Origin of the sequence: Ramlibacter monticola (assembly GCF_016722785.1) — a bacterium.
GTDB lineage: Bacteria > Pseudomonadota > Gammaproteobacteria > Burkholderiales > Burkholderiaceae_C > Ramlibacter > Ramlibacter monticola.
Window position 1 is genome coordinate 930425 of sequence record NZ_JAEQNE010000002.1, and the last position, 23825, is coordinate 954249.

Consider the following 23825-nt stretch of genomic DNA (forward strand, 5'->3'; position numbering starts at 1 on the left):
GCAAAGCGGCCGCTTTCGCAGAAGAAACGAGGATTTCCCCAATGTTCGGAGCTTTCCGACGCTATTTATCCACGGACCTGGCCATCGACCTGGGTACCGCCAACACCCTGATCTTCGTACGCGACAAGGGCATTGTCCTGGATGAGCCGTCGGTCGTTGCAATCCGCCACGAAGGCGGCCCGCAGGGCAAGAAGTCGATCCAGGCCGTCGGCCACGAGGCCAAGGCCATGCTGGGCAAGGTGCCCGGCAACATCGAAGCGATCCGCCCGATGAAGGACGGCGTGATCGCCGACTTCACCGTCACCGAGCAGATGCTCAAGCAGTTCATCAAGATGGTCCATCCCCGGTCCGTCCTGAAGCCCAGCCCCCGCATCATCATCTGCGTGCCCTGCGGCTCCACCCAGGTGGAACGGCGCGCGATCCGCGAATCGGCGCTGGGCGCCGGCGCCAGCGAGGTGTACCTGATCGAGGAACCCATGGCCGCCGCCATCGGCGCCGGCCTGCCCGTGTCCGAAGCCTCCGGCTCCATGGTCGTCGACATCGGCGGCGGCACCACCGAGGTCGGCGTGATCTCGCTGGGCGGCATGGTCTACAAGGGCAGCGTGCGCGTGGGCGGCGACAAGTTCGACGAAGCCATCATCAGCTACATCCGCCGCAACTACGGCATGCTGATCGGCGAACCCACCGCCGAGAGCATCAAGAAGCAGATCGGCTCCGCCTTCCCCGGCAGCGAGGTGAAGGAGATGGAAGTCAAGGGCCGCAACCTGTCGGAAGGCGTGCCCCGCAGCTTCACCATCAGCTCCAACGAAATCCTGGAAGCGCTGACCGACCCGCTGAACAACATCGTGTCGGCGGTCAAGAACGCCCTGGAACAGACGCCGCCCGAACTGGGCGCCGACATCGCCGAGCGCGGCATGATGCTGACCGGCGGCGGCGCGCTGCTGCGCGACCTCGACCGCCTGCTGGCCGAGGAAACCGGCCTGCCGGTGCTGGTGGCGGAAGACCCCCTCACCTGCGTGGTGCGCGGCTGCGGCATCGCCCTGGAGCGCATGGAACGGCTGGGCTCGATCTTCACCAGCGAATGACGAAATGACCGCGCCGGGTGCGGCGCGGGATGACACGCTGGCTTCGCCCAGCATGACAATATCGGTCTCCTTTGTCATTCGTCCCTGAGCGAAGCGAAGTCATCCCGCCATGCCCTTAGGCACCCTCGATCGCACACCCCCGCCGTTCTTCAAGCAGGGCCCCTCGGCGCTCTCGAAGCTGATGGTCTGCAGCGCGCTGGCGCTGTTCCTCATGGTCGCGGACGCGCGCTTCAAGATCACGCAGCCGGTGCGCTCGGCCATGGCCACGGTGCTGTTCCCGGTGCAGTGGCTCGCGATGCGCCCGGTGCTCGGCGTGCGCACGGTGCAGGACTACTTCACCAGCCTCAGCACCGCGCTGCAGAACGAGGAGGCGGCCCGCCGCAAGCTGGTGATGCAGTCGCAGCGCGCCAACCAGGTCGAGCAGCTCACGCTGGAGAACAACCAGCTGCGCAAGCTGCTGCAGCTGCGCGACCGCCTGAACACCACCACCCAGACGGCCGAAGTGCTCTATGACGCCGCCGACCCGTACACCCGCAAGGTGATCATCGACAAGGGCATGGCGCAGCACATCGAGCCCGGCTCCCCGGTGATCGACGAATCCGGCGTGCTCGGCCAGGTGACGCGCGTGCACCCGCTCATCAGCGAGATCACCCTGGTGACGGACACCGAACAGGCCATCCCCGTGATCAACACCCGCACCGGCGTGCGCGGCATCACCTATGGCGATGCCGGGCGCTACGGCAGCGGAGGGCTGGAGCTGCGCTACATGGCGGCCAACGCCGACGTGCAGCCCGGCGACCTGCTCACCACCAGCGGCGTGGACGGCGTCTATCCCCCCGGCATCCCGGTGGCCAAGGTCGCGCGGGTGGAGCGCCGGGCCGATTCGGCCTTCGCCAAGATCGTCTGCCATCCGCAGGCCCGGGTGGACGGCGCGCGGCACGTGATGGTGCTGCGGCCGCTGCTGTCGCAGATCCCGCCGCGGCCGGCGCCGGAAGATCCGGCCCCCGTCGTGAGGCGGGGCCGCAAGTAAGGAAGCCGACCGCATGATCATGCGCCCCGGGCAGCCGCTGCTGCTGCCTGCCAACCCGTTCTTCATCTGGTTCACGCTGATCGTCGCGATGATGATCAACATGCTGCCGCTCGGCCGCCTCCCCTGGATGCCCGACGTGCTGGCGGTGGTGATCGTGTTCTGGAGCGTGCACCAGCCGCTGCGCGTGGGCGTGATCGCCGCCTTCCTGTTCGGCCTGGCGGTCGACGTGCACCAGGCCTCCCTGCTGGGCCAGCACGCGCTGGCCTACACCACGCTGAGCTACTTCGCGATCACCATCCACCGCCGGCTGCTGTGGTTCAAGGTGCCTTCGCAGGCGGTGCAGGTGCTGCCGCTGTTCGCCGCCGCCCATGGCATCGAACTGGCCATCCGCATGCTGGCGGGCGCCCCCTTTCCCGGCAGCGCCGTGCTGCTCGCGCCCGTGGTCGAGGCCGCGCTGTGGCCGGTGGTGAGCGTGCTGCTGCTGCTGCCGCAACGCAGGGCGCCGGATCCGGACGAGAATAGGCCCCTCTGAGGGAGGTCTGGAGTCCATGACCGAACTGCGCAACGTCGAAGCCGACCTGTCCCGCTTCCGCGGCCGGGTGCTGGTGGCCAGCGTCGCCGTGCTGGTGCTGTTCCTGCTGCTGGTGTCGCGCCTGGTGGTGCTGCAGGTGGTGCGGCACGAGGAACTCGACGAGCAGGCCGAGGCGAACCGCACGGCGATCGTTCCGATCGTGCCGAACCGCGGCCTGATCCTGGATCGCAACGGTATCGTGCTGGCGACCAACTACTCCGCCTACACGCTGGAGATCACGCCCTCGCGCCTGACGCGCCCGCTCGACACCGTGATCGACGAACTCGGCCACGTGATCGACATCCAGAGCCGCGACCGCCGCCGCTTCAAGAAGCTGCTGGAGGAAAGCAAGAGCATCGACTCGCTGCCGATCCGCACCAAGCTCACCGACGAGGAAGTGGCGCGCTTCACGGTGCAGCGCTTCCGCTTCCCCGGCGTGGACATCAAGGCCCGGCTGTTCCGCAACTATCCCTGGGGCGAGCTCGCCAGCCACGCCATCGGCTACATCGGCCGCGTCAACCAGGCCGAGAAGAAGCAGATGGAGGACTGGGCGGAGGACGAGCAGGCCAACTACCGCGGCACCGAGTACATCGGCAAGCTGGGCGTGGAGCAGAGCTTCGAGAAGCAGCTGCACGGCATCACCGGCGTCGAGCAGGTCGAGACCTCCGCCGGCGGGCGCGCCGTGCGCAAGCTGGCCAGCAGCCCGGCGACGCCCGGCAACACCGTGAAGCTGTCCCTCGACATCAAGCTGCAGAAGCTGGTGGAGGACCTGTACGGCGACCGCCGCGGCGCCATGGTGGCCATCGATCCCAAGACGGGCGAGATCCTCGCCTTCGTCAGCAAGCCCACCTTCGACCCGAACCTGTTCGTGGACGGCATCGACCAGGAGAACTGGCAGATTCTCAACGAGTCGATCGACAAGCCGCTGCTCAATCGGGCGCTGCGCGGCACCTATCCGCCCGGCTCCACCTTCAAGCCCTTCATGGCGCTGGCGGCGCTGGAGACCGGCAAGCGCCGGCCCGAGCAGGCGATCTCCGACCCCGGCTTCTTCTGGTTCGGCGGCCACCAGTTCCGCGACGACAAGCCGGGCGGGCACGGCTCGGTGGACATGTACAAGTCCATCGTCCAGTCCTGCGACACCTACTACTACATCCTCGCCAACGACATGGGCGTGGACCTGATGCACGACCAGCTCTCGCACTTCGGATTCGGCGAGATCACCGGCATCGACATCCAGGGCGAGTCCAAGGGCCTGCTGCCCTCCACCGCGTGGAAGCGCCGGGCCTACCGCCGGCCCGAGCAGCAGAAGTGGTACGCCGGCGAGACCATCTCGCTGGGCATCGGCCAGGGCTACAACAACTTCACCATGCTGCAGCTGGCCACCGCGGTGGCCACCGTCGCCAACCCGGTCGGCGCGCGCATGAAGCCCCACCTGGTGCGCGAGATCGTCGACACCGTGACCCGGAAGACCGAGGTGACGCCGCCGCAGCAGCAAGGCCAACTCGCCGCCAGGCAGGAGAACCTGGCCGTGATCCGCAAGGCGCTGGTGGGCGTGAACATCGAGGGCACTTCCGCGGCGGCCTTCAGGGGCGCGCAGTACACCAGCGGCGGCAAGACGGGCACGGCCCAGGTCGTGGGCATCGCGCAGGGCGCCAAGTACAGCCATGCCAACACCGAGGAGCGGCACCGCGACCACGCGCTGTACATCGCGTACGCGCCGGCCGAGGACCCGAAGGTGGCGATCGGCATGATCGTCGAGAACGCCGGCTTCGGCGCGGCCAACGCCGCGCCGATCGCGCGCCGCGCCTTCGACTACTACCTGCTGGGCGTGTACCCGAGCGAGGAAGACATGGCGGCGGTGAAGCTCGGCAAGGCCACCACGCCGATCGGCGTGCCGCGCTCGGCCGCGGAGTTTGCCTGGCCGCCGACCAACGTCACCGCCGCCGGCGCGCCCGTCACCCCGGCCAGCGCCGCGGTGCTGCCGGCCGCCGCGGTGCAGATCGGGCAGACCATCGCGGCGGCGTTCTCGCCGGTCGCCCACGCCAACATCGGCACGCCGACGGCGGGCACGACCCTGTGGGTGCCGCGCTGGCGCGAGGCGCCCGTCACGGCGGGCGCGAGGCCGGCCGCCGCGGGCGCGAGGCCGGCCGCCGCGGGCGCGAGGCCGGCTGCCGCGGGCGCGAGGCCGGCTGCCGCGGGCGCGTCCGCGCCGAAGCCGGTCGCTCCCGCCCGGGTGGCCGCCACCGGCGCGCCGCCGCTCAGGAAGCCGGCACGGTAAGAGGCGGGTCCCGCCACGCCTGCAGCGCGGGTGGGGCGATCCCGGCGGCCTGCAGCAGCCAGGCCGTGACGGCCTCCGGCATCGCCAGCACGTGGCCCGGGAAGCTGCCGGAGGGGAAGCCCACGTGGCCGCCTTCGCGCGGCTGCCACAACGTGACCCAGGGGCTGATCTCCTGCGGCCGCGGCAGGCTGGCCGCCGGCACGAAAGGATCGTTGCGCGCATTGAGCGCCAGCGCCGGGATCCGGATGCGGTGCAGGTGCGGCTTGGCGGAGGCGCGCGACCAGTAGTCCTCGGTGCCGGTGAAGCCGTGCACGGGCGCGGTGAAGATGTTGTCGAACTCGTAGAGGTCGCGCGCGCGCAGCATCGCCTCGCGGTCGAACAGGCCCGGGTGCTGCGCCCACTTCTGCAGCGCCTTGGGCTTCATCGAGCGCAGGAACATGGTCGTGTAGACCACGCGGTTGAAGCCCTTGCCGATGTGGTGGCCGCCCGCCGCCAGGTCCAGCGGGGAACAGACCGCCGCCACCGCCTGCGCGACGCGGCCCGCCTCGGCGCCGTGCTCGCCGGCCCAGCGCAGCAGCGCATTCCCGCCCAGCGACACGCCCACGGCCACGATGGGCCCCTCGTGCTGCTCGCGCAGGCGGCGCAGCATGAAGTCGATCTCCTCGTGGTCGCCCGAGTGGTAGGCGCGCGGCGCCAGGTTGATCTCGCCGCTGCAGCCGCGGAAGTGCGGCACGGCGAAGCCCAGCCCGCCGCGCGCCGCGACGTCGGCGAAGGCCTCGGCGTAGTGGCTGCGCGAGGAGCCTTCGAGGCCGTGGAACAGCACGAGCAGGGGCCGGCGCGCGGACACCTCGGCGTCCAGCAAGTCGAGGTCGACGAAATCGCCGTCGGGGGTCGTCCAGCGCGTGCGCCGGTACGAGGGCACCGGCCCGCGCGTGCGGCGCGCCATCAGCGCGGCCCAGATGGTCTGGAGGTTGCCTCCGGGCAGCCACGGGGGCGCCCGGTACTCCTGCACGGAAGCGCTAGTGGAGGACCGAGGGGGCATCCGAGACTTCCTGGATGTCGCTCGTGGTGCCCGGGCTCGCATGGTGCGCCACCAGGCGCCAGCCCTGGGCAGTGCGGTGGTACACGTTGGTCGCGATCACCCAGGCGTTGGTGGGCCCGCCGGCGGTGAGTACTTCGACCCGTTCGACCAGGTTGTGCACGCAGCTCGCGACCGACACGATCTTGCGCACCTGCTCGGGCCACGCCCGCACCGCGCCGCCCTCGGCGAACATCGCCCCGAAGGTGGCCCGGATCGCGGTGGCGCCCACCACGCGCGGACCGCCGGGATGGATGCAGACGATTTCGTCCTCGTCCGCCCAGCACGCCATCAGCTTCTCGATGTCGCCCCGCTGCAGGGCGTCGTAGAAGGCGGCTTCGATGTCGTCGGCGTCGCCTTCGAGGTGGGCGGCCTGGAGCTTGGACTTGTGCATGGGGGTCGTCTTTCCTGTCGATTGTGCCGGACCTATCCGAGCCAGCGGCGCGCCACGGCCTCGAGATCGCCCTGCGCGGCCTGCCACACCAGCTCGGGCGCGGCGACGTGGATGCCCGGCGGTGCGCGCCGCAAGGCCAGCGCGAGCAGTTCCGCAACCTTGACGGCCCGCACCGGCTGCTCGGCCGAAGGCACCATGTACTTGAACACGCCCAGCATCCAGCGCGCCAGCCGCTGCAGCGGATGCTGCTGCGCGGCGGCCGCGCGCTTCTGCGCCGAGCGCAGGATCAGCACGCGCTCGAAGCCGAGGCTGGCGACGGCGTGCTCGTCCAGGCTGGCGAGCCCGCTCTTGAGCGCTTCCGGCAGCCGCCCCGGCGCATGCGGCAGCACCACGGCCAGCGTGCGCACGCCGCTGGCGCGCAGCCAGCGCGCCAGCTCCGGCAGCTGCGCGGGCGCGGGCGTCCAGAGCGCGCGCTCGCGGTCGTAGAACAGGCGCGGCGGATCGAACAGCACGACCGCGGTGTCGGCCTGCGCGCGCGGCCAGTCCGCCGGCGTGGCCGACGGCACGAGCAGCGTCTGCACGTTGCGCATGCCTTCGGTGACGGGCTCGCGCGCGAGCACCTGCGTGAGCGCATAGGCGGAGGACCCGGCGAGGCGCCGCAGCACTTCGTTGCCCAGCGCGCCGGTGGCGCCGGCGATCAGCAGGCGCGGCCGGCCGACGGATGGCGCCGTGCGCGCGGCCGCTTGCAGCACTTGAAGCGGATCCTGCCGCATCCCATCTATGCTACCGTCGACAGGTTTGCCCTGGGGTAAGGAACCGACATGAAGAAGTGGCTGCTGATCCTCATCGTGCTCGCATCCCTCTCGGGCTGCGGCTACAACGACTTCCAGCGTCTCGACGAACAGACCAAGTCGGCCTGGAGCGAGGTGCTCAACCAGTACCAGCGGCGGGCCGACCTCGTGCCCAACCTGGTCGCCACGGTGAAGGGCGAGGCGAACTTCGAGCAGGAGACGCTCACCCGCGTGGTCGAGGCGCGCGCGAAGGCCACGTCGGTGCAGGTCACGCCCGAGACGCTGAACAACCCCGAGGCGTTCCAGAAGTTCCAGCAGGCGCAGGGCGAGCTCTCCAGCGCGCTGTCGCGGCTGCTGGTGGTGAGCGAACGCTATCCGGACCTGAAGGCCAACCAGGGCTTCCGCGACCTGCGCGTGCAGCTCGAAGGCACGGAGAACCGCATCACGGTGGCGCGCAACCGCTACATCCAGGCGGTGCAGCAGTACAACGTGCTGGCGCGCAGCTTCCCGACCAACCTCACTGCGATGGTCTTCAGCTACCAGCCGAAGCCGAGCTTCACGGTGCAGAACGAGGCGCAGATCTCCACGCCGCCGACGGTGGACTTCGGCAAGCCCGCCGGCCCGGCGGTGACGACCCCGCCTGCAGCACCTTCGTCGGCCGCGCCCGCGCGCTGAGGTGATCCGGCTCCTCGCCCTCCTCCTCGCGCTGCTCGCGTGGGCCGGCGTGCGGGCCCAGGACGTCCTGCCCGTCCCCCCGCTCACGGCCCGCGTCGTCGACCAGACCGGCACGCTGGATCCCATCCAGCGCAAGGGCCTGGAGGACAAGCTCGCCGCCTTCGAGCAGAAGAAGGGCACGCAGATCGTGGTGCTGCTGGTGGCCACCACGCAGCCCGAGGACATCGCGAGCTACGCCAATCGCGTGGCCAACGAGTGGAAGATCGGCCGCAAGGAGGTGGGGGACGGCATCGTCGTCATCGTCGCGAAGGACGACCGCAAGGTGCGCATCGAGGTCGCCAAGACGCTGGAAGGCGCGGTGCCGGACCTCGCCGCGAAGCAGATCATCGACGACGCGATCACGCCGCGCTTCCGGCAGGGCGACTTCGCCGGCGGGCTGCAGGCCGCGGCCGACCAGCTGATCGCGCGCATCTCCGGCGAAGCGCTGCCGGCGCCGCCGCAGCCGCGCGCGCCGGGGCAGCCGCAAGGCGGCGAGGGCTTCGACTTCTTCGACCTCGCGATCTTCCTGTTCTTCGCGGTCCCCATCGCGGGGGCGGTGCTGCGCGGCGTCCTCGGGCGCAAGCTCGGCTCGCTGGTCACCGGCGGCGGTGCGGGTGTCCTCGCCATGCTGTTCACGTCCAGCATCGTGGTGGCGGCGGTCGCCGGGGTGATCGCCCTGCTCTTCACGCTGCTGACGGGCGCGGGCCCCTTCGCCGGGCGCCGCCGCGGCGGCTTCGGCGCGCCGGTCATCTTCCCCGGCGGCGGCTGGGGCGGGGGCGGGGGCGGAGGTGGCGGCTGGGGCGGCGGCGGCGGCGGCGGCGGCTTCGGTTCGGGCGGCGGGGGCGACTTCGGCGGCGGCGGCGCCTCGGGAGACTGGTGATGATGCAGCGCCTGCGACGCATGTTCCGGCACCGCTGGCTCGACGAGTCGGATACGCGGCGCGCGATCCCGCCCGCGGTGGCGCAGCGCGTGGCCGAGCGCGTGGCGGCCAGCGAGCGGCGCCACAGCGGCGAGATCCGCGTCTACATCGAGGCCGGCCTGCCCCTGAGCTACCTCTGGCGCGACGCCACGCCGCGCGAGCGGGCCATCGCCATGTTCGGCAAGCTGCGCGTGTGGGATACGGAGCACAACAACGGCGTGCTCGTCTACCTGTTGCTGGCCGAGCATGCCATCGAGATCGTGGCCGACCGCGGCCTCGCGCGCCACGTGCCGCAGGCGCAGTGGGAGCAGGTCGTGCAGGACATGCGCAGCGCCTTCCGCGCGGGCCGCTACGAGGAGGGGCTCGCGCAGGCGGTGGACGCGGTGAGCGCCCTGCTGGAGCGCCACTTCGCGCTCGCGCCGGGCGCGGCCAACCCCAACGAGCTGCCGGACCCGCCCCTGCTCGGCTGAAGACCTACTTCAGCTGCGAGTCGACCGTGTAGACGGTGCCGCCCCAGCTGGCCTGCAGCGCCAGCCCCGATTCGGGGATCTGGTAGATGTCGATCGAGGGGTTGAAGGAGCGCGTCATGCCGCCGGTGCCGGTGCTGACCGAGGCCCCCAGGTCGCCGCCGGCGCTGCCGGCCATCACGAACTGCTCCAGGGCGGAACGGCTCTTGAAGACGAAGACCTGGAAGACCTTCTGCTTGCCGATCCCCGGGCCGGTGCCCGCGCGCGTGCTCAGCATGAAGGTGGGCGCCTTGGTGCTGTTGTCGAACAGCACGCCCTTGCCCCTCTGCCCCACGAACAGCAGGGCGTAGATCGAGTCCACCTCGAACACCGCATAGCCGGCCGATTGCTCCACCGCGGCGCGGGCCTCCGGCTGCAGGGCGTAGAGCTTTTCCAGGCCGGTCGAAGCAAGCTGCAGGCGCGCAGTGCGCTCGGCTTCCCGGGCCTCCGGGCTCAGGGCGGCGGCGGTGTCCTGCGCGGCGGCCGGAGCGAGGCTCGCGAGTTCCGCGGCGGCCAGGGCCGCGGCGGCGAGCAGGCGGGAGAGGACATGCATGGCGAGTGCCTCCAGTGCGCGGGAACACGCCCCGCACCCCGCGGGGGCAAGGGAGAATCGCGCAGGAAGTGCCGCCGCAGCATTGGACCTTGGTCCCACCCGCGCCCGTGCCTGCCGCGGCGTGCCGCCGCTCCGTGCCCGGTGGGCGCCAGGGTGGCTTCTTCGCGCCGGCGTCAGTCGCGCACTTCGCCGTTCGGCTTCAGCAGCGCCATGCCCACGTAGCTGCCGCCGTGGCGGAAGTTGGGCTTGAAGTCCACGACGTAGCCACCGGCGTCGTAGCGGCCCAGGGCCGACAGCGACTTGTGCAGCGTGGCGCGCGTGACGTGGCTGCCGCTGCGCTTCATGCCCTCGACCAGCACCTTGGCCGCGATGCAGGCCTCCAGCGCGGTCACGCTCATCGCCTCCTTGTAGCCCGCGCCGGACCAGGCTTCGCTGCATTCGCGCACCACGGGGACGGCCTGCGAGCGGGGCGTCGGCACCGTGATGGCGACGGACACGCCGAGGGCGTCGGGGCCCAGCGCCTTGGCGAGCTGGCTCGCGCCCGCGAACGACAGGCTGGTGGTCATGGTGGCCCGGCCCTGCGCCTTCAGCTTCTTCAGCATCTGCGCGGCCGGCGCGTAGAGCGTGGTCACCACCAGCACGTTGGGATCGGACGCGATGACTTCGCGCACGTTCGCGTCGGACACCTCGGCATTGCGCTTGATGGCCACCGAGACGGGCTTGCGGTCGAACTTCTGCAGCACGTTGGCCACGGTCTCGAAGTTCTGCTTGCCGACCGCGTCGTCGTAGTGCAGCACCGTCACGCGGGTGTTGCCCAGGTTGCCCCAGAAATTCACGATCTTCACGATCTCGTCCGCGTACGTCGCCCGCACGGTGTAGACGTAATCGTTCTGCTTGCGGATCGTGTCGGCGCCGGTGAACGGGGCGAAGAAGGGGACCTTGTGTTCCAGCACGGCGGGCATCGCGGGGATGCTCAGCGTGGAGGAGGCATAGCCGAACAGCGCCACCGCGTTCTGCTCTTCCAGCAGCTTCTGCGTGTTCTCGGCCGAGAGCTTGGTGTCGTTCCTGTCGTCGAGGGTCACCAGCTTGATCTTCGCGCCCGCGACACCGCCCGCCTCGTTCACCTTGCGGAAGTAGGCCAGCGCGCCGTTGCGGATGTCGTTGCCCAGTTCGGCGTTGCCACCCGACAACGGAGCCGACTGGCCGATCACGATTTCCTGGGCGAGGACGGGGGCTGCGGCGAGCAGCAGCGTGCAGGCAAGGATGCGCATGGGGTTCCTCCAACGAATGCAACAGGCCGTCTGCCGCGGCCGTTCCGCGAGCAAGCGTACTCCTGCTCGGCCATGTCGTCCTCGGGACAGACCCGGACAGCCAGGCGCCTACGCCTGGGTACCGCGACCCCACGAACGCCCGCGGCTGCGGCAGCATTGCGTCCGATGCAGTCCCTGAAAGAACCCTGGCCCCACGCCCTCTGGATCGTCCGGCACGGCCAGAGCGCGGGCAACGTGGCGCGCGATGCCGCCGAGGCAGCGGGCCACGCGCTGATCGACGTGGAGCACCGCGACATCGACGTGCCTCTCTCGCCGCTGGGGGTGGAGCAGTCGCGCGCGCTGGGGCGCTGGTTCGGAGCGCTGGCGCCGGAGCAGCGTCCGCAGGTGGTCCTGTGCTCGCCCTACGTGCGGGCTCGCGACACGGCGCGCCTGGTGCTGGAGGAAGCGCGCCTGCGGCCCGGCGCCGAGGTGCGCCTGCGCGTCGACGAGCGCCTGCGCGAGAAGGAGTTCGGCATCCTCGACCGGCTGACCAAGCTGGGCATCCGGCAGAAGTACCCGGAGCTGAACGAGCAGCGCTCGCACGTCGGCAAGTTCTACTTCCGGCCGCCGGGGGGCGAGAGCTGGTGCGACGTGATCCTGCGCCTGCGCAGCCTGACCGAGATGATGACGCGCGAGCACGGCGGCGAGCGCGTGCTGGTGGTGGCCCACCAGGTGATCGTCAACTGCATGCGCTACCTGCTGGAGAACCTGGACGAATCGCAGATCCTCGGCATCGACCGCCTGGGCGACGTGCCGAACTGTTCGGTGACTTCGTACGCGCTCGATGCGCAGGCCCGCTGCCTGCACCTGGACCTGGTCAACTTCGTCGCGCCGCTGCTGGAGGCGGGCGCGCCGGTGACCGCGGCGAAGGACATTCCGGCGGCGCCCAAGCCATGAGCGCGGTCGTCGACGAAGCCCTGCTGCGCGGCTGGCCGCTGCCCCAGCCGGGCGCGGATTCCGACAAGGAGGACCGCGGCAGCGTGCTGGTGCTGGCCGGCAGCCGCGAGATGCCCGGCGCGGCGATCCTGGCCGGTACCGCGGCGCTGCGCGCGGGCGCGGGCAAGCTGGTGATCGCCACCCCGCAGTCGGCGGCGACGGCGGTGGCCGCCTCCGTGCCCGAGGCGCGTGTGCTCGCCCTGCCGGAAGGTTCCGAGGGCGCGCCCACCCTGTCCGGCCTGCCTCCGCTGCAGGCGATCGCCGCCTCGCTCTCCGCGGTCGTGATCGGCCCCGGCATGATCGGTTCGCAGTCGACCATCGCCTTCGTGCAGGCGGTGCTGCCGCTGTTCCGCAACGCGGTGGTGCTGCTCGATGCGCTCGCGCTCGATTGCGTGCGCATGCCTGGCCGCTTCGAGCAGCCGGTGATCCTGACGCCGCACGCGGGCGAGATGGCGCACCTGACCGGCCACGGCAAGGAGGACCTGCAGGACGAACCGCGGGAGGCCGCGTGTGCCCAGGCCGCGGCGTGGAACGCGGTGGTGGCCCTGAAGGGCGCGACGACCTGCGTCGCCGCGCCCGACGGCCGCTGCTGGACCCACCGCGCGCAGGCGCCGGGGCTGGGCACCTACGGCTCGGGCGACGTGCTGGCCGGGATCATCGCCGGCCTCGCCGCGCGGGGCTGCGCGCCGGAGCAGGCCGCGGTGTGGGGCGTGGCGCTCCATGCGCGCGCGGGCGAGGCGCTCGCGGCGCGCATGGGGACGCTGGGCTTCCTGGCGCGCGAGTTGGCGGGCGAAGTGCCGGCCCTGATGGAAGCGCTCGCTGCCTAGCTTCGCGAGCAGGTCCGGCTGCAGGATCGCGATCCAGTGAACGTCCGGGGTCCTTGACGAAGGTGACGTCCTTCATCTTGCGCCGCGCCGCCAGCGGCGCAGCCCGCATGCCGCGACCGCGGCGCTCAGGGCGCCGGCCGCTGCCAGCGTACGCGACAGCGCCGCCACACGTAGAGGGTCAGCGGCAGCATCGCCAGGTTGATGAGCAGCACGCTGATGGCGATGCCCGCGGCGCCGTGGCTGCGGCCGATCCACCACGTGGCGCCGCCCTGCAGCAGGCCATGGAAGACCGCCAGCGCGACCAGCGGTTCTCGCTTGAACGCACGCAGGTAGATCGCGAAGTGGCTCATCAGGACCTGCAGGCCCGCGCCGGCGAGCAGCAGGGCCACCTGCGTCCACGGCAGGAAGCGCGCGCCGATCGCGAAGCCGCCCTGCAGGATCGCGACGGCGAGGGTGCCCGCCAGTGCGCCGGCGAAGGCGAGCGCCGCGCCCTGGCGCAGCACGCGGAAGAACTGCCGGTCGAGCGCCTGCCACTCGGACTGCGCCACCAGGCGGCCGAACTGCGGCACGTTGGCGTTCACGAAGGTCAGCGCGATCGCCGTCAGCGCATTGGCGGCGGCGATGGTGATGCCCATGCGGCCGGCTTCCGCCGCGCCCTGGTAGTAGAACAACACCGGCGTGAACAGGTGGAAGACGACGTACCCGGCCATCCACGACAGAGAGATGCGCCACTGCAGCGGCCACACGTCGCGCCACCAGGAGGCGCCCTCGACCGCGCGCCGGGGAAGGCGCGCGAGGCCGCGCAGCAGCACGGGCCGCCGGCGCACGAAGTAGCGCGCGTAGACGAGGAACTTGAGCAGCAGCGAAGCGCCCAGGCCGTAGAGCCCCACGCCCGCCAGCAGGCAGGCCCACAGCGACAGCGTGCCGAGGAGGGCCGCCTGCGCTTCGCAGCGGGCCATCTCCGTGACGTGGCCGCTGCCGGACTCCAGTGCCACCAGCGGCGACAGCGCGAGGTTGGCGGCGACGCCCGCCACGGCCAGCACCCACGGCAGCTGCCAGCCGGCAAGGCCGCCGCCCGCCCGCCGGAAATAGGAGAGCCCCAGCGCGACGAGGACGATCGCCAGCAGCGCGCTGGCCGCGCCGAACCACAGCGCCGCCTTCGCCAGCAGGCTCCTCAGGCGCGCGTGCGCGAGCCGGTCCCCGGTGATCCGCCCGTGCGCCGCCCAGCGCAGCGCCACGAACTCGTGGCTGAAGAACTGGACCAGCACGGTGGCGAGCCCCAGTTCGAAGAAGACCTGCAGGGCCATGAGGCCCGCCATCGTGTAGTAGTAGCCCTGGGCCTCCGGCGTGAGCCTGGCGGCGATCAGGTAGAGCGTGAGCGGCGTGCTCGCGAGGCTCCACGTCCGCGCCAGCAGCCCGTAGCCGACGGCACGCCGGAGCGCGGTGGGCGAGCCGGAGCTCATGCCGTGACCAGCCCCAATCGCTTGAGCAGGCGAACGGCCGCGGCGCGCAGGCCTTCCGGCAGGCGGGCCCCCGGGCCGAGCACGGCGGCGTCGACGCTGCCCGTGCGCGCGGACGGCCGGTCGCGCAGTTCGCCGATGAAGGCGAGGTAGCGCTGCGCCATGCGGTCCGCTCCGAACTGTTCGTGCGCGCGCGCCAGCGCGCCGGCCGAGAGCCGCGCCAGCCGCTCGGGATCCGCGCCCAGGCCGGCGATCGCGGCGACGAACTGCTCCACCCGGCCCACGTCCACCAGCAGCCCGTTGCAGCCTTCCTCGATCACCGGATCGGTGATGCCCTCCAGGCGCGAGGCCACGGGAACGACGCCGCGCGCCATGGCTTCCAGCAGCACCAGCGGCATGCCCTCGAAGTGCGAGGGCAGCAGCAGCACCTCCGAGGCCGCCAGCACCTGCATCGCCTGCTCCGGTGCGAGGGCACCGTGGATGCGCAAGGCGGCAGGAGGGAGGTGGCCGGCGAGCGCTTCCGACAGGCGAGGCAGGTCGGGCCCGTCGCCGACCACGTCGAGGGTGAACGCCACGTCCTGCCGCCTCAGTCCCTCCGCGATGGCCGACAGGTAGAGCACGCCCTTCTGGCCGTGCTCGATGCGCCCCAGGTAGACTAGCCGCATCGGCGCGTTCGCATCCCGCGCCCGGCGCGGCGCGGGATCCGGCAGGCGGATGCCATTGGGAATGCACCGCAGCGGGAAGGTGGCGGGGACGTGGCGCGCCGCCTCGCGCCGCACCGCCTCGCCGACGGCCACCGCGCCATCGAGATTGCGCGCATTGGCGAGCCCGACGCGGAAGATCTTGACGTCGAGGTTGTGCAGGACCGCGATGGCGCAGGTCGAAGCCGGCAGCAGCCCCAGCGCGCCCTGCGCGAAGCGCGCGTGATTCAGCAGGCACGCATCGTGGCCGCGCAGGCACTCCGCGATGCGCTGCGCATGGCGGATGCGCGACTGCCGCGGATCGGGCAGCACCTCGCGCACCTCGAAGCCTTCGCGCCGCGGCTCGGCATGCCAGGGCCCGATCGCCTCGGTGACGACGAAGGTCACTTCGCAGCCCTGGCGCCGCAGCGCGAGCGCGAGCTGCAGCAGCACGGTCTCCATGCCGCCCACGTTCAGCGCATAGACGACCAGCGCGATCCTGGGCATCACGGAACGCTGGCGATGGCCCACAGGCCCAGCGGCTCCGGCCGGCCGATGCGGCCCAGGAGCCTGAGCACCCCGTGCTTCAGCTGCCGCAGCAGCCCCCGCGGCGGCGTGTTGACCCAGATCTCGCCGGTCTCCACGTCGGTCAGGCCGGCGCGCTGCAGCATCTCCCTCAGCGCCCGCTGGTTGAAGAACAGGACGTGCACCGGCGGCACCCAGTCCTGCCGCGTGGCGCTGCGCACGCTGGGGCTGTCGACATTCGGCACGGTGCAGAAGAACCGGCCGCCCGGCTTCAGCGCGCGGCGGATGTGGCCCACGAACTTCTTCGGCTCCGACAGATGCTCCAGCACCTCGAAGGAGGTGACCACGTCGAACTTCTCCCCGCCGGCGGCGAGTTCCTCGATGGGCATCACGGCGAGCGGAAACGGCGCGTCCTTGCGGCCCGCCTCGATGGCGGTGCGGGACACGTCGATCCCGCGCACCTGCCAGCCCTTCGCGTACGCCGCGCGGCAGAACCGGCCGACGCCGCAGCCCACATCGAGCAGCGCGCCCCGCGCGTCCCGCAGCCGGTCGAAGAAGGGCCGGTACGTGGGGTAGTTCGCGAAGGCCAGCCAGTCCTTCGTCCGGTACAGCGCCTCGAGGTGGTGTTCCTCGTACTCCGGCGTCCGGTAGACCTCGTCGTAATCCACCGTCCGGGCCTGCGCCGGGTCGAAGAACCACAGGCCGCAATCCGCGCAGACCTGGACCTGGAAGGCCCCGATCCGCGCCGGGCGGTCCGTGTTCAGGCCGTCGCAGACAGGACACGCGCTCATCTTCACCTCGTGCATGGGGACCACCGATTGTGCCTGCGCAAGAAAAAAGCCCCGACCTTTCGACCGGGGCTTCAGGGCGCGGGTTTTTAGCGCGTTCTTGTTTCGCGAAGCTTCTTTTTCTTCGGATCTGCGAGGATTCTTATTTTTTCTGCATGTACCTGCGCAAGGCAGCCATCTCGGCGGCGGCAATGGCAAGTTCCGATTGGGCGCGGGCGATGTCGATCTCGCTCTTGGCGTTGCGCAGCGCCTCCTGGGCGGCGTTCTTCGCTTCGTTGGCCTTCTCTTCGTCCAGGTCCTTGCCGCGGATGGCGGTGTCGGACAGCACGGTCACGCGGTTCGGCTGCACCTCGAGGATGCCGCCGGCGACGAAGATGAACTCCTCGCTGCCGTCGGACCGTTCGATGCGCACCGAGCCGGGCTTCACGCGCGTGATCAGCGGCGTGTGGCGCGGGTAGATGCCCAGTTCGCCGGCCTCGCCGGGAAGCGCGACGAAACGCGCTTCACCGGAGAAGATCGACTCCTCGGCGCTCACCACGTCGACGTGGATGGTGTGCGTGGTGTCGACCATGTCTTAGGCCGCCAGCTTCTTGGCCTTCTCGAAGGCTTCGTCGATGGTGCCGACCATGTAGAAGGCCTGCTCGGGCAGGTGGTCGCACTCGCCGGCCAGCAGCATCTTGAAGCCGCGAATGGTTTCGGCCAGCGGCACGTACTTGCCGGGCGAGCCCGTGAACACCTCGGCCACGTGGAACGGTTGGCTCAGGAAACGCTGGATCTTGCGGGCGCGCGCCACGATCAGCTTGTCTTCCGGCGCCAGTTCGTCCATGCCCAGGATGGCGATGATGTCGCGCAGTTCCTTGTAGCGCTGCAGCGTCTGCTGCACCGCGCGGGTCGTGGTGTAGTGCTCTTCGCCGACGACGTTGGGGTCCACCTGGCGACTGTTGGAGTCCAGCGGGTCGATGGCGGGGTAGATGCCCAGCGAGGCGATGTCACGCGACAGCACCACGGTGGCGTCCAGGTGGGCGAACGTGGTGGCGGGCGACGGGTCGGTCAGGTCGTCCGCGGGCACGTACACGGCCTGGATCGAGGTGATCGAGCCGACCTTGGTGGAAGTGATGCGCTCCTGCAGGCGGCCCATTTCCTCGGCCAGCGTCGGCTGGTAGCCCACGGCGGACGGCATCCGGCCCAGCAGGGCGGACACCTCGGTGCCGGCCAGCGTGTAGCGATAGATGTTGTCCACGAAGAACAGCACGTCACGGCCTTCGTCACGGAAGGACTCGGCGATGGTCAGGCCGGTCAGCGCCACGCGCAGGCGGTTGCCCGGGGGCTCGTTCATCTGGCCGTACACCATGGCCACTTTCGACTCGGCCAGGTTGTCCAGCTTCACGACACCGGATTCGGCCATCTCGTGATAGAAGTCGTTGCCTTCGCGGGTGCGCTCACCCACGCCGGCGAACACCGACAGGCCCGAGTGCGCCTTGGCGATGTTGTTGATCAGCTCCATCATGTTGACGGTCTTGCCGACGCCGGCGCCGCCGAACAGGCCGACCTTGCCGCCCTTGGAGAACGGGCAGATCAGGTCGATCACCTTGATGCCCGTTTCGAGCAGTTCCTGCGAGGGCGACAGTTCGTCGTACGCGGGGGCCTTGCGGTGGATCGGCGCGGTCAGCGCCTGGTCCACGGGGCCGCGCTCGTCGATCGGGTTGCCCAGCACGTCCATGATGCGGCCCAGCGTCGCCTTGCCGACCGGCACCGTGATGGCCGCGCCGGTGTTGTACACCGTGTAGCCGCGGCGCAGGCCTTCGGACGAACCGAGCGCAATCGTGCGCACCACGCCGTCACCCAGCTGCTGCTGCACTTCCAGCGTCAGGGCGCTGCCTTCCATCTTCAGCGCGTCGTACACGCGCGGCATCTGGTCGCGCGGGAACTCGACGTCCACCACGGCGCCGATGCACTGAACAATTTTTCCTTGGGTCTGAGCCATTCTCTCGCTCCGAAATTTTTTAAACCGCCGCGGCGCCCGACACGATCTCCGAAAGTTCTTTCGTGATCGCGGCCTGGCGCGTCTTGTTGTAGACCAGCTTGAGCTCGTTGATCAGGTTGCCGGCGTTGTCCGTGGCGGCCTTCATGGCCACCATGCGCGCCGACTGCTCGGAGGCCATGTTCTCGGCCACCGCCTGGTACACGAGGCCTTCGAGGTAGCGCAGCAGCAGCTCGTCGATCACGGTCTTCGCGTCCGGCTCGTAGATGTAGTCCCAGCTCGGCTCGCCCTGGTCTGCCTTCAGCTGGCCCTCGTCGAGGGGCAGCAGGCGCTCGATCACGGGCTCCTGGCGCATCGTGTTGATGAACTTGGTGTACGAGATGTACACGGCGTTCAGCTTGCCTTGCGCGTACTGGTCCAGCAGCACCTTCACCGGCCCGACCAGCCGCTCGAGGTGGGGCGTGTCACCGAGCTGGGTGACATGTGCGACCACCTGCGCGCCGATGCGGCTCAGGAAGCCGAGGCCCTTGTTGCCGATCGCGACCGCCTGGACGCTCACGCCTTCCGTCTGCAACTCGCGCAGCTTCTGCGTGACGCCGCGCAGGATGTTGGTGTTCAGCCCGCCGCACAGGCCCTTGTCGGTGGTCACCACGATCACGCCCGCCGCCTTCGCGTCGTTGTGACGCATGAAGGGGTGGACGTACTCCGGGTTGGCCTTGCCGAGGTTGGCGGCGATGTTGCGCACCTTGTCGCTGTAGGGCCGGGCCGCGCGCATGCGGTCCTGCGCCTTGCGCATCTTGGACGCGGCCACCATTTCCATGGCCTTGGTGATCTTCCTGGTGTTCTCCACCGATTTGATCTTGCCGCGTATTTCCTTGCCTGCAGCCATTGCCGTCCTTCCTTGGCTCGTGCTTTAGGCGAAGGACTTCTTGAACGCTTCGATCGCGCTGGTCAGCTCGGCCTCGGCATCCTTGTCCATGGCCTTGTTGGTTTCCAGCTTGTTCAGAAGCGCCGCGTACTTGTCCTTCAGGTACGTGTGCAGGCCGTGCTCGAAGGGCAGGACCTTCTTGAGGTCGATGTCGTCGAGGTAGCCCTTGTTCACCGCGAACAGCGAGGCGGCCATCAGGGCGATGGACAGCGGGCTGTACTGGGGCTGCTTGAGCAGTTCCGTCACGCGGGCGCCGCGATCGAGCTGCTTGCGCGTGGCGGCGTCCAGGTCGGACGCGAACTGCGCGAAGGCGGCCAGTTCACGGTACTGCGCCAGGTCGGTACGGATACCGCCGGACAGCGACTTCACCAGCTTGGTCTGGGCGGCACCGCCCACGCGCGACACCGAGATACCCGCGTTGATGGCGGGACGGATGCCGGCGTTGAACAGGCTGGTTTCCAGGAAGATCTGGCCGTCGGTGATCGAGATCACGTTGGTCGGCACGAACGCGGACACGTCGCCGGCCTGCGTCTCGATGATCGGCAGCGCGGTCAGCGAGCCGGTCCTGCCCTTGACTTCACCCTTGGTGAAGGCTTCCACGTAATCGGCGTTCACGCGCGCGGCGCGCTCCAGCAGGCGGGAGTGGAGATAGAACACGTCGCCGGGGTAGGCTTCGCGGCCCGGGGGGCGGCGCAGCAGCAGCGACACCTGGCGATACGCGACGGCCTGCTTGGACAGGTCGTCATAGATGATCAGGGCGTCCTGGCCGCGGTCGCGGAAGTACTCGCCCATCGTGCAGCCGGAGTACGCGGACACGTACTGCATGGCGGCGGACTCGGAGGCGGACGCGGCGACCACGATGGTGTATTCCATCGCGCCGTTCTGCTCCAGCGCGCGCACGATGTTCTTGATCGTGGACGCCTTCTGGCCGATCGCGACGTACACGCAGGTCATGTTCTGACCCTTCTGGTTGATGATCGTGTCGACCGCGACGGCGGACTTGCCGGTCTGGCGGTCGCCGATGATCAGCTCGCGCTGGCCACGGCCGATCGGCACCATGGAGTCGATGGCCTTCAGGCCGGTCTGCACCGGCTGGTCCACGGACTTGCGCGCGATCACGCCGGGAGCGACCTTCTCGATCACGTCCGTCATCTTGGCGTTGATCGGGCCCTTGCCGTCGATCGGCTGGCCCAGGGCGTTCACCACGCGGCCGATGAGTTCGGGGCCGACGGGCACTTCCAGGATGCGGCCCGTGCACTTGACGGTGTCGCCTTCCGAGATGTGCTCGTACTCGCCCAGGATCACGGCGCCGACGGAGTCGCGCTCGAGGTTCAGCGCGAGGCCGTAGGTCGGCTCGCCGTCCTTGGTGGCGGGGAACTCCAGCATTTCGCCGGCCATCGCATCGGACAGGCCGTGGAGGCGGACGATGCCGTCGGTCACGGAGATGACCGTGCCCTGGTTGCGGATGTCGGCGCTGGCAGCCAGGCCTTCGATCCGGCTCTTGATCAGTTCGGAAATTTCAGCGGGATTGAGCTGCATGACTCGTTCCTTAGTCCTTGGGAGCGGGACAGCCTCAGGCCGTCAGCGCAACTTTCATTTGTTCCAGGCGGGCCCTGACCGAGGTGTCGAGCACTTCGTCTCCCACCACGACGCGGATGCCGCCGATGAGGGACGGGTCTTCCTGCACGGTGAGATTCAGCTTACGGCCAAAACGTTTCTCGAGAGCCAGGGAAACCTGGCCCAGCTGGTCCGGCGCGATCGGGAAGGCGCTGAACACGACCGCATCGGACGAGCCGCTCTGCGCGTTCTTCATCTCGTGGAACTGGCGCGCGATCTCGGGCAGCGCGGCCAGCCGGCCGTTGTCGATCACGGTGCGCAGGAAGTTCTGCGCCTGCGCGGTCAGCTGGAAGCGCACGACGTCGGTGACGACGTCGTACACCTGCGGGTTGGTGACCTTCGGGTTGTCCGCGAACTGCTGCAGCTGGGGCTGGCTCGCCACGGCGGCGAGCGCATCCAGCCACTGCGCGGCGCCGTTGACGTCGTTGCCAGCCGTCTTGAACAGCGCTTCGGCGTAGGGGCGGGCGATGGTGGCGAGTTCGGCCATGGCTTACACCAGCTCGGCTTGCAGGCGGTTCAGCAGGTCGGAATGCACGGAGGGGTTCACCTCGCGGCGCAGGATCTGCTCGGCGCCCTTGACGGCCAGCATCGCGACCTGGTCGCGCAGGGCCTCGCGGGCACGCACCGTCTGCTGCTCGGCGTCGGCGCGGGCGGCGGCGATGATCTTGTTCGCCTCTTCCGTCGCACGACCCTTGGCCTCTTCGACGATGCCCTGCGCGCGGCGCTCGGCGTCGGCCAGCAGCTGCGCAACCTCGGCGCGAGACTTCGCCAGTTCCTGCTCCACCTTCTTGTCGGCTGCCTGCAGCTCGGCCCTCGCCTTGTCGGCGGCGGCCAGGCCTTCGGCGATCTTGCGCGCGCGCTCGTCGAGCGCAGCGGCGATCGGCGGCCAGACGAACTTCATCGTGAACCCGACCAGGATCAGGAAGACGATGACTTGAATGATGAGGGTACCGGTGATGCTCACTTGTTCATCCTTGCTCCCGCGCGCCCGGGGCCGCGGAAAGGGGTTGAAGGAGGATGGGGTGAATTACTTCGGCAGGTTGGCGATCTGGCCCAGGAACGGGTTGGCGGTGGCGAACCACAGCGCGATACCGGTGCCGATGATGAAGGCGGCGTCGATCAGGCCGGCCAGCAGGAACATCTTGGTCTGCAGTTCGTTCATCAGCTCGGGCTGGCGGGCGGCCGACTCGAGGTACTTGCTGCCCATCACGCCGATGCCGATGCAGGCGCCGATGGCACCCAGACCGATGATCAGGCCGGCGGCCAGGGCGACAAAGCTGATAACTTCCATGATTGCTCCTAAGGACTAGAGGTTGACGAGAAAAAAACGGGGGGCGAGAAAAATCTAGGCTGCCCGAGGTCCTGCTTCGCGTGCCACCGCGGAACCGGCTTTGCCGGGCCGGTGGTGGCGCCCCCTCGAGGGGGAGGCGCCGCAGGCGCTTCGGGGGTGGGCCATGTTAGTGAGCGTCGTGCGCCTGGCCGACGTACACGAGCGTCAGCATCATGAACACGAAGGCCTGCAGGGTGATGATCAGGATGTGGAAGATCGCCCAGGCGGAGCCCGCGATGATGTGGCCGATGGCCAGGCCGATGCCCGTGCCGGTCAGCGAGAACGCGCCGCCCATCAGGGCGATCAGCAGGAAGATCAGTTCGCCGGCGTACATGTTGCCGAACAGTCGCATGCCGTGCGAGACGGTCTTGGCGACGAACTCGATGATCTGCATCAGGAAGTTGAACGGCCACAGCAGCGGGTGCGAGCCGAAGGGGGCGGTGAACAGCTCGTGCAGCCAGCCGCCCAGGCCCTTGATCTTCACGTTGTAGATCAGGCAGACCAGCAGCACGGACAGCGACAGGCCCATGGTGATCGACAGGTCGGCGGTCGGCACGACGCGCATGTAGGCGTGCTCGGGATCGTGGCCGGCGGCGCCGAAGATCTTCTGCCAGAGGTACGGGATGAGGTCGACCGGCAGCAGGTCCATCGCGTTCATCACGAAGATCCAGACGAACACGGTCAGGGCCAGCGGCGCCACGAACTTGCGGCTGGTGGCGTTGTGCACGATGCCCTTGGCCTGGGCGTCGACCATCTCCACCAGGATCTCCACCGCGGCCTGGAAGCGGCCCGGCACGCCGGCGGTCGCCTTGCTGGCGGCCTTCCAGAGAAAGAAGCAGACGAGGACGCCCAGCAGGATCGCCCAGAACAGGGAGTCCCAGTTGAAGACGGAGAAATCGACGACGTTGCCCGGCTTCTTGTTCTGCAGGAACGTCAGGTGGTGAACGATGTATTCACCCGCGGTCGGAGCGTGCGCCGCGCCAGCACTTTCAGCAGCCATGTTTCTTTCAGCTCGATTGCGTCTTCGGCCGAGGCGCGAACGCCAGGGCGACCCAGTAAACCTTCATCGCGAGGATCAGGCCCACCAGCAGCGCCGGCCAGCTCAATCCCGCAACCCACCTCGGCGCCACCACCAGCAGGGTGATCGTCAAGGCGACCTTCACCATCTCCCAAAGCAGGAACCCGACTGCCGCGGTGCCCGCATTGAGCGACGAGAACTTCCCGGTCAAGCCGCGCGCGAACACCGCCGCGGGGAACACCACCGCGAAGGCGCCGTACGCGACGGACCAGCCCACGTTCTGCTTTCCGGTCAGCAGCCACCCCAGGAGGGCGGCCACGCAGCCGACGGCAGCCTGCCCCGCCACGACCCACCAGGGATTGACCGGCGGGTTCTGTTCGCGCACGCGACGCGCCTCTTCGGCGCTCAGCGGCTGGACGGGGGAGGCTTCCTCTGCGTCATCGGGCAGCGGGGCGATTCTTCTGGTTGGCATGCCGGCCCGCTGTCGGTCCCGAGGATTTCTGGAA

Annotated in this window: 26 protein-coding genes; 9 read left to right on the plus strand and 17 right to left on the minus strand. The window is 69.6% G+C overall.

The window, feature by feature from the left end; genetic code table 11:
* Positions 1-41 precede the first annotated feature (41 nt).
* From JJ685_RS12330 to mrdA, 4 genes are all read left to right on the plus strand, one after another.
* Positions 42-1085 carry a rod shape-determining protein gene (locus tag JJ685_RS12330; RefSeq protein WP_169422959.1) on the plus strand — a complete coding sequence of 348 codons (1044 nt, stop codon included), beginning with the start codon at positions 42-44 and terminating at the stop codon, positions 1083-1085.
* A 109-nt stretch (positions 1086-1194) separates the two neighbouring features.
* Positions 1195-2115, plus strand: a complete 921-nt coding sequence (gene mreC / locus JJ685_RS12335) for a rod shape-determining protein MreC (RefSeq protein WP_201674514.1) — start codon at positions 1195-1197, stop codon at positions 2113-2115.
* 13 nt (positions 2116-2128) lie between these two features.
* On the plus strand, positions 2129-2647 hold the full coding sequence (gene mreD / locus JJ685_RS12340) for a rod shape-determining protein MreD (RefSeq protein ID WP_201674515.1): 519 nt from the start codon (positions 2129-2131) through the stop codon (positions 2645-2647).
* Positions 2648-2663: 16 nt separating this feature from the next.
* Complete coding sequence (gene mrdA / locus JJ685_RS12345) at positions 2664-4964, plus strand: penicillin-binding protein 2 (RefSeq protein ID WP_201674516.1); 2301 nt, start codon at positions 2664-2666, stop codon at positions 4962-4964.
* Here mrdA and JJ685_RS12350 read toward each other — a convergent pair.
* Genes JJ685_RS12350 through JJ685_RS12360 form a run of 3 tightly spaced genes read right to left on the minus strand, consistent with a single transcriptional unit; the run spans position 4945 to position 7209 of the window.
* Entirely contained in the window at positions 4945-6006 is a 1062-nt protein-coding gene (locus JJ685_RS12350; protein WP_201674517.1) for a YheT family hydrolase, read from the minus strand. The two genes, mrdA and JJ685_RS12350, sit on opposite strands and share 20 nt — an antisense overlap.
* Positions 5984-6436 carry a YybH family protein gene (locus tag JJ685_RS12355; RefSeq protein ID WP_201674518.1) on the minus strand — a complete coding sequence of 151 codons (453 nt, stop codon included), beginning with the start codon at positions 6434-6436 and terminating at the stop codon, positions 5984-5986. The genes JJ685_RS12350 and JJ685_RS12355 overlap by 23 nt, the downstream gene beginning before the upstream one ends.
* Positions 6437-6468: 32 nt before the next feature.
* The gene (locus tag JJ685_RS12360; RefSeq protein ID WP_201674519.1) at positions 6469-7209 is read right to left on the minus strand and encodes a Rossmann-fold NAD(P)-binding domain-containing protein; all 741 of its coding nucleotides are present in this window, start codon (positions 7207-7209) and stop codon (positions 6469-6471) included.
* Positions 7210-7257: 48 nt separating this feature from the next.
* On the opposite strand from JJ685_RS12360, the gene JJ685_RS12365 reads away from it, so the two are divergent.
* Genes JJ685_RS12365 through JJ685_RS12375 form a run of 3 tightly spaced genes read left to right on the plus strand, consistent with a single transcriptional unit; the run spans position 7258 to position 9330 of the window.
* Entirely contained in the window at positions 7258-7902 is a 645-nt protein-coding gene (locus JJ685_RS12365) for a LemA family protein (protein ID WP_201674520.1), read from the plus strand.
* A 1-nt stretch (position 7903) separates the two neighbouring features.
* Complete coding sequence (locus JJ685_RS12370; protein WP_330901752.1) at positions 7904-8821, plus strand: TPM domain-containing protein; 918 nt, start codon at positions 7904-7906, stop codon at positions 8819-8821.
* Positions 8821-9330, plus strand: a complete 510-nt coding sequence (locus JJ685_RS12375; RefSeq protein ID WP_201674521.1) for a TPM domain-containing protein — start codon at positions 8821-8823, stop codon at positions 9328-9330. The genes JJ685_RS12370 and JJ685_RS12375 overlap by 1 nt, the downstream gene beginning before the upstream one ends.
* Before the next feature lie 4 nt (positions 9331-9334).
* On the opposite strand, the gene JJ685_RS12380 is transcribed toward JJ685_RS12375, so the two are convergent.
* Both JJ685_RS12380 and JJ685_RS12385 read right to left on the minus strand, forming a co-directional pair.
* Positions 9335-9919, minus strand: coding sequence for a lipid-binding SYLF domain-containing protein (locus JJ685_RS12380; RefSeq protein WP_201674522.1), 585 nt, complete (start codon positions 9917-9919; stop codon positions 9335-9337).
* Positions 9920-10092: 173 nt separating this feature from the next.
* Positions 10093-11190, minus strand: coding sequence for an ABC transporter substrate-binding protein (locus JJ685_RS12385; RefSeq protein WP_201674523.1), 1098 nt, complete (start codon positions 11188-11190; stop codon positions 10093-10095).
* Positions 11191-11355: 165 nt separating this feature from the next.
* On the opposite strand from JJ685_RS12385, the gene JJ685_RS12390 reads away from it, so the two are divergent.
* Positions 11356-12126, plus strand: a complete 771-nt coding sequence (locus tag JJ685_RS12390; protein WP_236598892.1) for a histidine phosphatase family protein — start codon at positions 11356-11358, stop codon at positions 12124-12126.
* Positions 12123-12992, plus strand: a complete 870-nt coding sequence (locus tag JJ685_RS12395) for an NAD(P)H-hydrate dehydratase (RefSeq protein ID WP_201674524.1) — start codon at positions 12123-12125, stop codon at positions 12990-12992. The genes JJ685_RS12390 and JJ685_RS12395 overlap by 4 nt, the downstream gene beginning before the upstream one ends.
* 125 nt (positions 12993-13117) lie before the next feature.
* On the opposite strand, the gene JJ685_RS12400 is transcribed toward JJ685_RS12395, so the two are convergent.
* The 12 genes from JJ685_RS12400 to JJ685_RS12455 form a co-directional block, all read right to left on the minus strand.
* Complete coding sequence (locus JJ685_RS12400; RefSeq protein WP_201674525.1) at positions 13118-14455, minus strand: hypothetical protein; 1338 nt, start codon at positions 14453-14455, stop codon at positions 13118-13120.
* Positions 14452-15639 (minus strand): glycosyltransferase family 4 protein, encoded by a 1188-nt coding sequence (locus JJ685_RS12405; protein WP_201674526.1) that lies wholly within the window; start codon positions 15637-15639, stop codon positions 14452-14454. Before JJ685_RS12405 ends, JJ685_RS12400 begins: the two co-directional genes overlap by 4 nt.
* Positions 15639-16448, minus strand: a complete 810-nt coding sequence (locus tag JJ685_RS12410; RefSeq protein ID WP_201674527.1) for a class I SAM-dependent methyltransferase — start codon at positions 16446-16448, stop codon at positions 15639-15641. The genes JJ685_RS12405 and JJ685_RS12410 overlap by 1 nt, the downstream gene beginning before the upstream one ends.
* Before the next feature lie 139 nt (positions 16449-16587).
* Positions 16588-17016, minus strand: coding sequence for a F0F1 ATP synthase subunit epsilon (locus JJ685_RS12415; protein ID WP_201674528.1), 429 nt, complete (start codon positions 17014-17016; stop codon positions 16588-16590).
* A gap of 3 nt (positions 17017-17019) precedes the next feature.
* Positions 17020-18429 carry a F0F1 ATP synthase subunit beta gene (gene atpD / locus JJ685_RS12420; protein WP_201674529.1) on the minus strand — a complete coding sequence of 470 codons (1410 nt, stop codon included), beginning with the start codon at positions 18427-18429 and terminating at the stop codon, positions 17020-17022.
* A gap of 19 nt (positions 18430-18448) precedes the next feature.
* Positions 18449-19315, minus strand: a complete 867-nt coding sequence (gene atpG / locus JJ685_RS12425; RefSeq protein ID WP_201674530.1) for a F0F1 ATP synthase subunit gamma — start codon at positions 19313-19315, stop codon at positions 18449-18451.
* Between the two features lie 24 nt (positions 19316-19339).
* Positions 19340-20893 carry a F0F1 ATP synthase subunit alpha gene (gene atpA, locus JJ685_RS12430; protein WP_201674531.1) on the minus strand — a complete coding sequence of 518 codons (1554 nt, stop codon included), beginning with the start codon at positions 20891-20893 and terminating at the stop codon, positions 19340-19342.
* A 34-nt stretch (positions 20894-20927) separates the two neighbouring features.
* Positions 20928-21458 (minus strand): F0F1 ATP synthase subunit delta, encoded by a 531-nt coding sequence (locus JJ685_RS12435; RefSeq protein ID WP_201674532.1) that lies wholly within the window; start codon positions 21456-21458, stop codon positions 20928-20930.
* A gap of 3 nt (positions 21459-21461) precedes the next feature.
* Positions 21462-21935, minus strand: coding sequence for a F0F1 ATP synthase subunit B (locus JJ685_RS12440; protein WP_201674533.1), 474 nt, complete (start codon positions 21933-21935; stop codon positions 21462-21464).
* 63 nt (positions 21936-21998) lie between these two features.
* On the minus strand, positions 21999-22262 hold the full coding sequence (gene atpE / locus JJ685_RS12445; RefSeq protein WP_236598893.1) for a F0F1 ATP synthase subunit C: 264 nt from the start codon (positions 22260-22262) through the stop codon (positions 21999-22001).
* 166 nt (positions 22263-22428) lie between these two features.
* Positions 22429-23301, minus strand: a complete 873-nt coding sequence (gene atpB / locus JJ685_RS12450) for a F0F1 ATP synthase subunit A (protein ID WP_201674534.1) — start codon at positions 23299-23301, stop codon at positions 22429-22431.
* Positions 23302-23308: 7 nt separating this feature from the next.
* Positions 23309-23791: an ATP synthase subunit I gene (locus JJ685_RS12455; protein WP_201674535.1), complete on the minus strand. Its 483-nt coding sequence runs from the start codon at positions 23789-23791 to the stop codon at positions 23309-23311.
* Positions 23792-23825: the final 34 nt, after the last annotated feature.

Excerpts from the sequence above, each read along its gene's own strand:
- atpB (WP_201674534.1), bottom strand. The coding sequence starts at position 23,301 with ATGGCTGCTGAAAGTGCTGGCGCGGCGCACGCTCCGACCGCGGGTGAA.
- JJ685_RS12405 (WP_201674526.1), bottom strand. The coding sequence starts at position 15,639 with ATGCCCAGGATCGCGCTGGTCGTCTATGCGCTGAACGTGGGCGGCATG.
- atpA (WP_201674531.1), bottom strand. The coding sequence starts at position 20,893 with ATGCAGCTCAATCCCGCTGAAATTTCCGAACTGATCAAGAGCCGGATC.
- atpE (WP_236598893.1), bottom strand. The coding sequence starts at position 22,262 with ATGGAAGTTATCAGCTTTGTCGCCCTGGCCGCCGGCCTGATCATCGGT.
- JJ685_RS12415 (WP_201674528.1), bottom strand. The coding sequence starts at position 17,016 with ATGGTCGACACCACGCACACCATCCACGTCGACGTGGTGAGCGCCGAG.
- atpD (WP_201674529.1), bottom strand. The coding sequence starts at position 18,429 with ATGGCTCAGACCCAAGGAAAAATTGTTCAGTGCATCGGCGCCGTGGTG.
- JJ685_RS12385 (WP_201674523.1), bottom strand. The coding sequence starts at position 11,190 with ATGCGCATCCTTGCCTGCACGCTGCTGCTCGCCGCAGCCCCCGTCCTC.
- atpG (WP_201674530.1), bottom strand. The coding sequence starts at position 19,315 with ATGGCTGCAGGCAAGGAAATACGCGGCAAGATCAAATCGGTGGAGAAC.
- JJ685_RS12375 (WP_201674521.1), top strand. The coding sequence starts at position 8,821 with ATGATGCAGCGCCTGCGACGCATGTTCCGGCACCGCTGGCTCGACGAG.
- JJ685_RS12365 (WP_201674520.1), top strand. The coding sequence starts at position 7,258 with ATGAAGAAGTGGCTGCTGATCCTCATCGTGCTCGCATCCCTCTCGGGC.
- JJ685_RS12350 (WP_201674517.1), bottom strand. The coding sequence starts at position 6,006 with ATGCCCCCTCGGTCCTCCACTAGCGCTTCCGTGCAGGAGTACCGGGCG.
- JJ685_RS12435 (WP_201674532.1), bottom strand. The coding sequence starts at position 21,458 with ATGGCCGAACTCGCCACCATCGCCCGCCCCTACGCCGAAGCGCTGTTC.
- mrdA (WP_201674516.1), top strand. The coding sequence starts at position 2,664 with ATGACCGAACTGCGCAACGTCGAAGCCGACCTGTCCCGCTTCCGCGGC.
- mreD (WP_201674515.1), top strand. The coding sequence starts at position 2,129 with ATGATCATGCGCCCCGGGCAGCCGCTGCTGCTGCCTGCCAACCCGTTC.
- JJ685_RS12395 (WP_201674524.1), top strand. The coding sequence starts at position 12,123 with ATGAGCGCGGTCGTCGACGAAGCCCTGCTGCGCGGCTGGCCGCTGCCC.
- JJ685_RS12330 (WP_169422959.1), top strand. The coding sequence starts at position 42 with ATGTTCGGAGCTTTCCGACGCTATTTATCCACGGACCTGGCCATCGAC.
- JJ685_RS12380 (WP_201674522.1), bottom strand. The coding sequence starts at position 9,919 with ATGCATGTCCTCTCCCGCCTGCTCGCCGCCGCGGCCCTGGCCGCCGCG.
- JJ685_RS12400 (WP_201674525.1), bottom strand. The coding sequence starts at position 14,455 with ATGAGCTCCGGCTCGCCCACCGCGCTCCGGCGTGCCGTCGGCTACGGG.
- JJ685_RS12455 (WP_201674535.1), bottom strand. The coding sequence starts at position 23,791 with ATGCCAACCAGAAGAATCGCCCCGCTGCCCGATGACGCAGAGGAAGCC.
- JJ685_RS12355 (WP_201674518.1), bottom strand. The coding sequence starts at position 6,436 with ATGCACAAGTCCAAGCTCCAGGCCGCCCACCTCGAAGGCGACGCCGAC.
- mreC (WP_201674514.1), top strand. The coding sequence starts at position 1,195 with ATGCCCTTAGGCACCCTCGATCGCACACCCCCGCCGTTCTTCAAGCAG.
- JJ685_RS12410 (WP_201674527.1), bottom strand. The coding sequence starts at position 16,448 with ATGAGCGCGTGTCCTGTCTGCGACGGCCTGAACACGGACCGCCCGGCG.
- JJ685_RS12360 (WP_201674519.1), bottom strand. The coding sequence starts at position 7,209 with ATGCGGCAGGATCCGCTTCAAGTGCTGCAAGCGGCCGCGCGCACGGCG.
- JJ685_RS12390 (WP_236598892.1), top strand. The coding sequence starts at position 11,356 with ATGCAGTCCCTGAAAGAACCCTGGCCCCACGCCCTCTGGATCGTCCGG.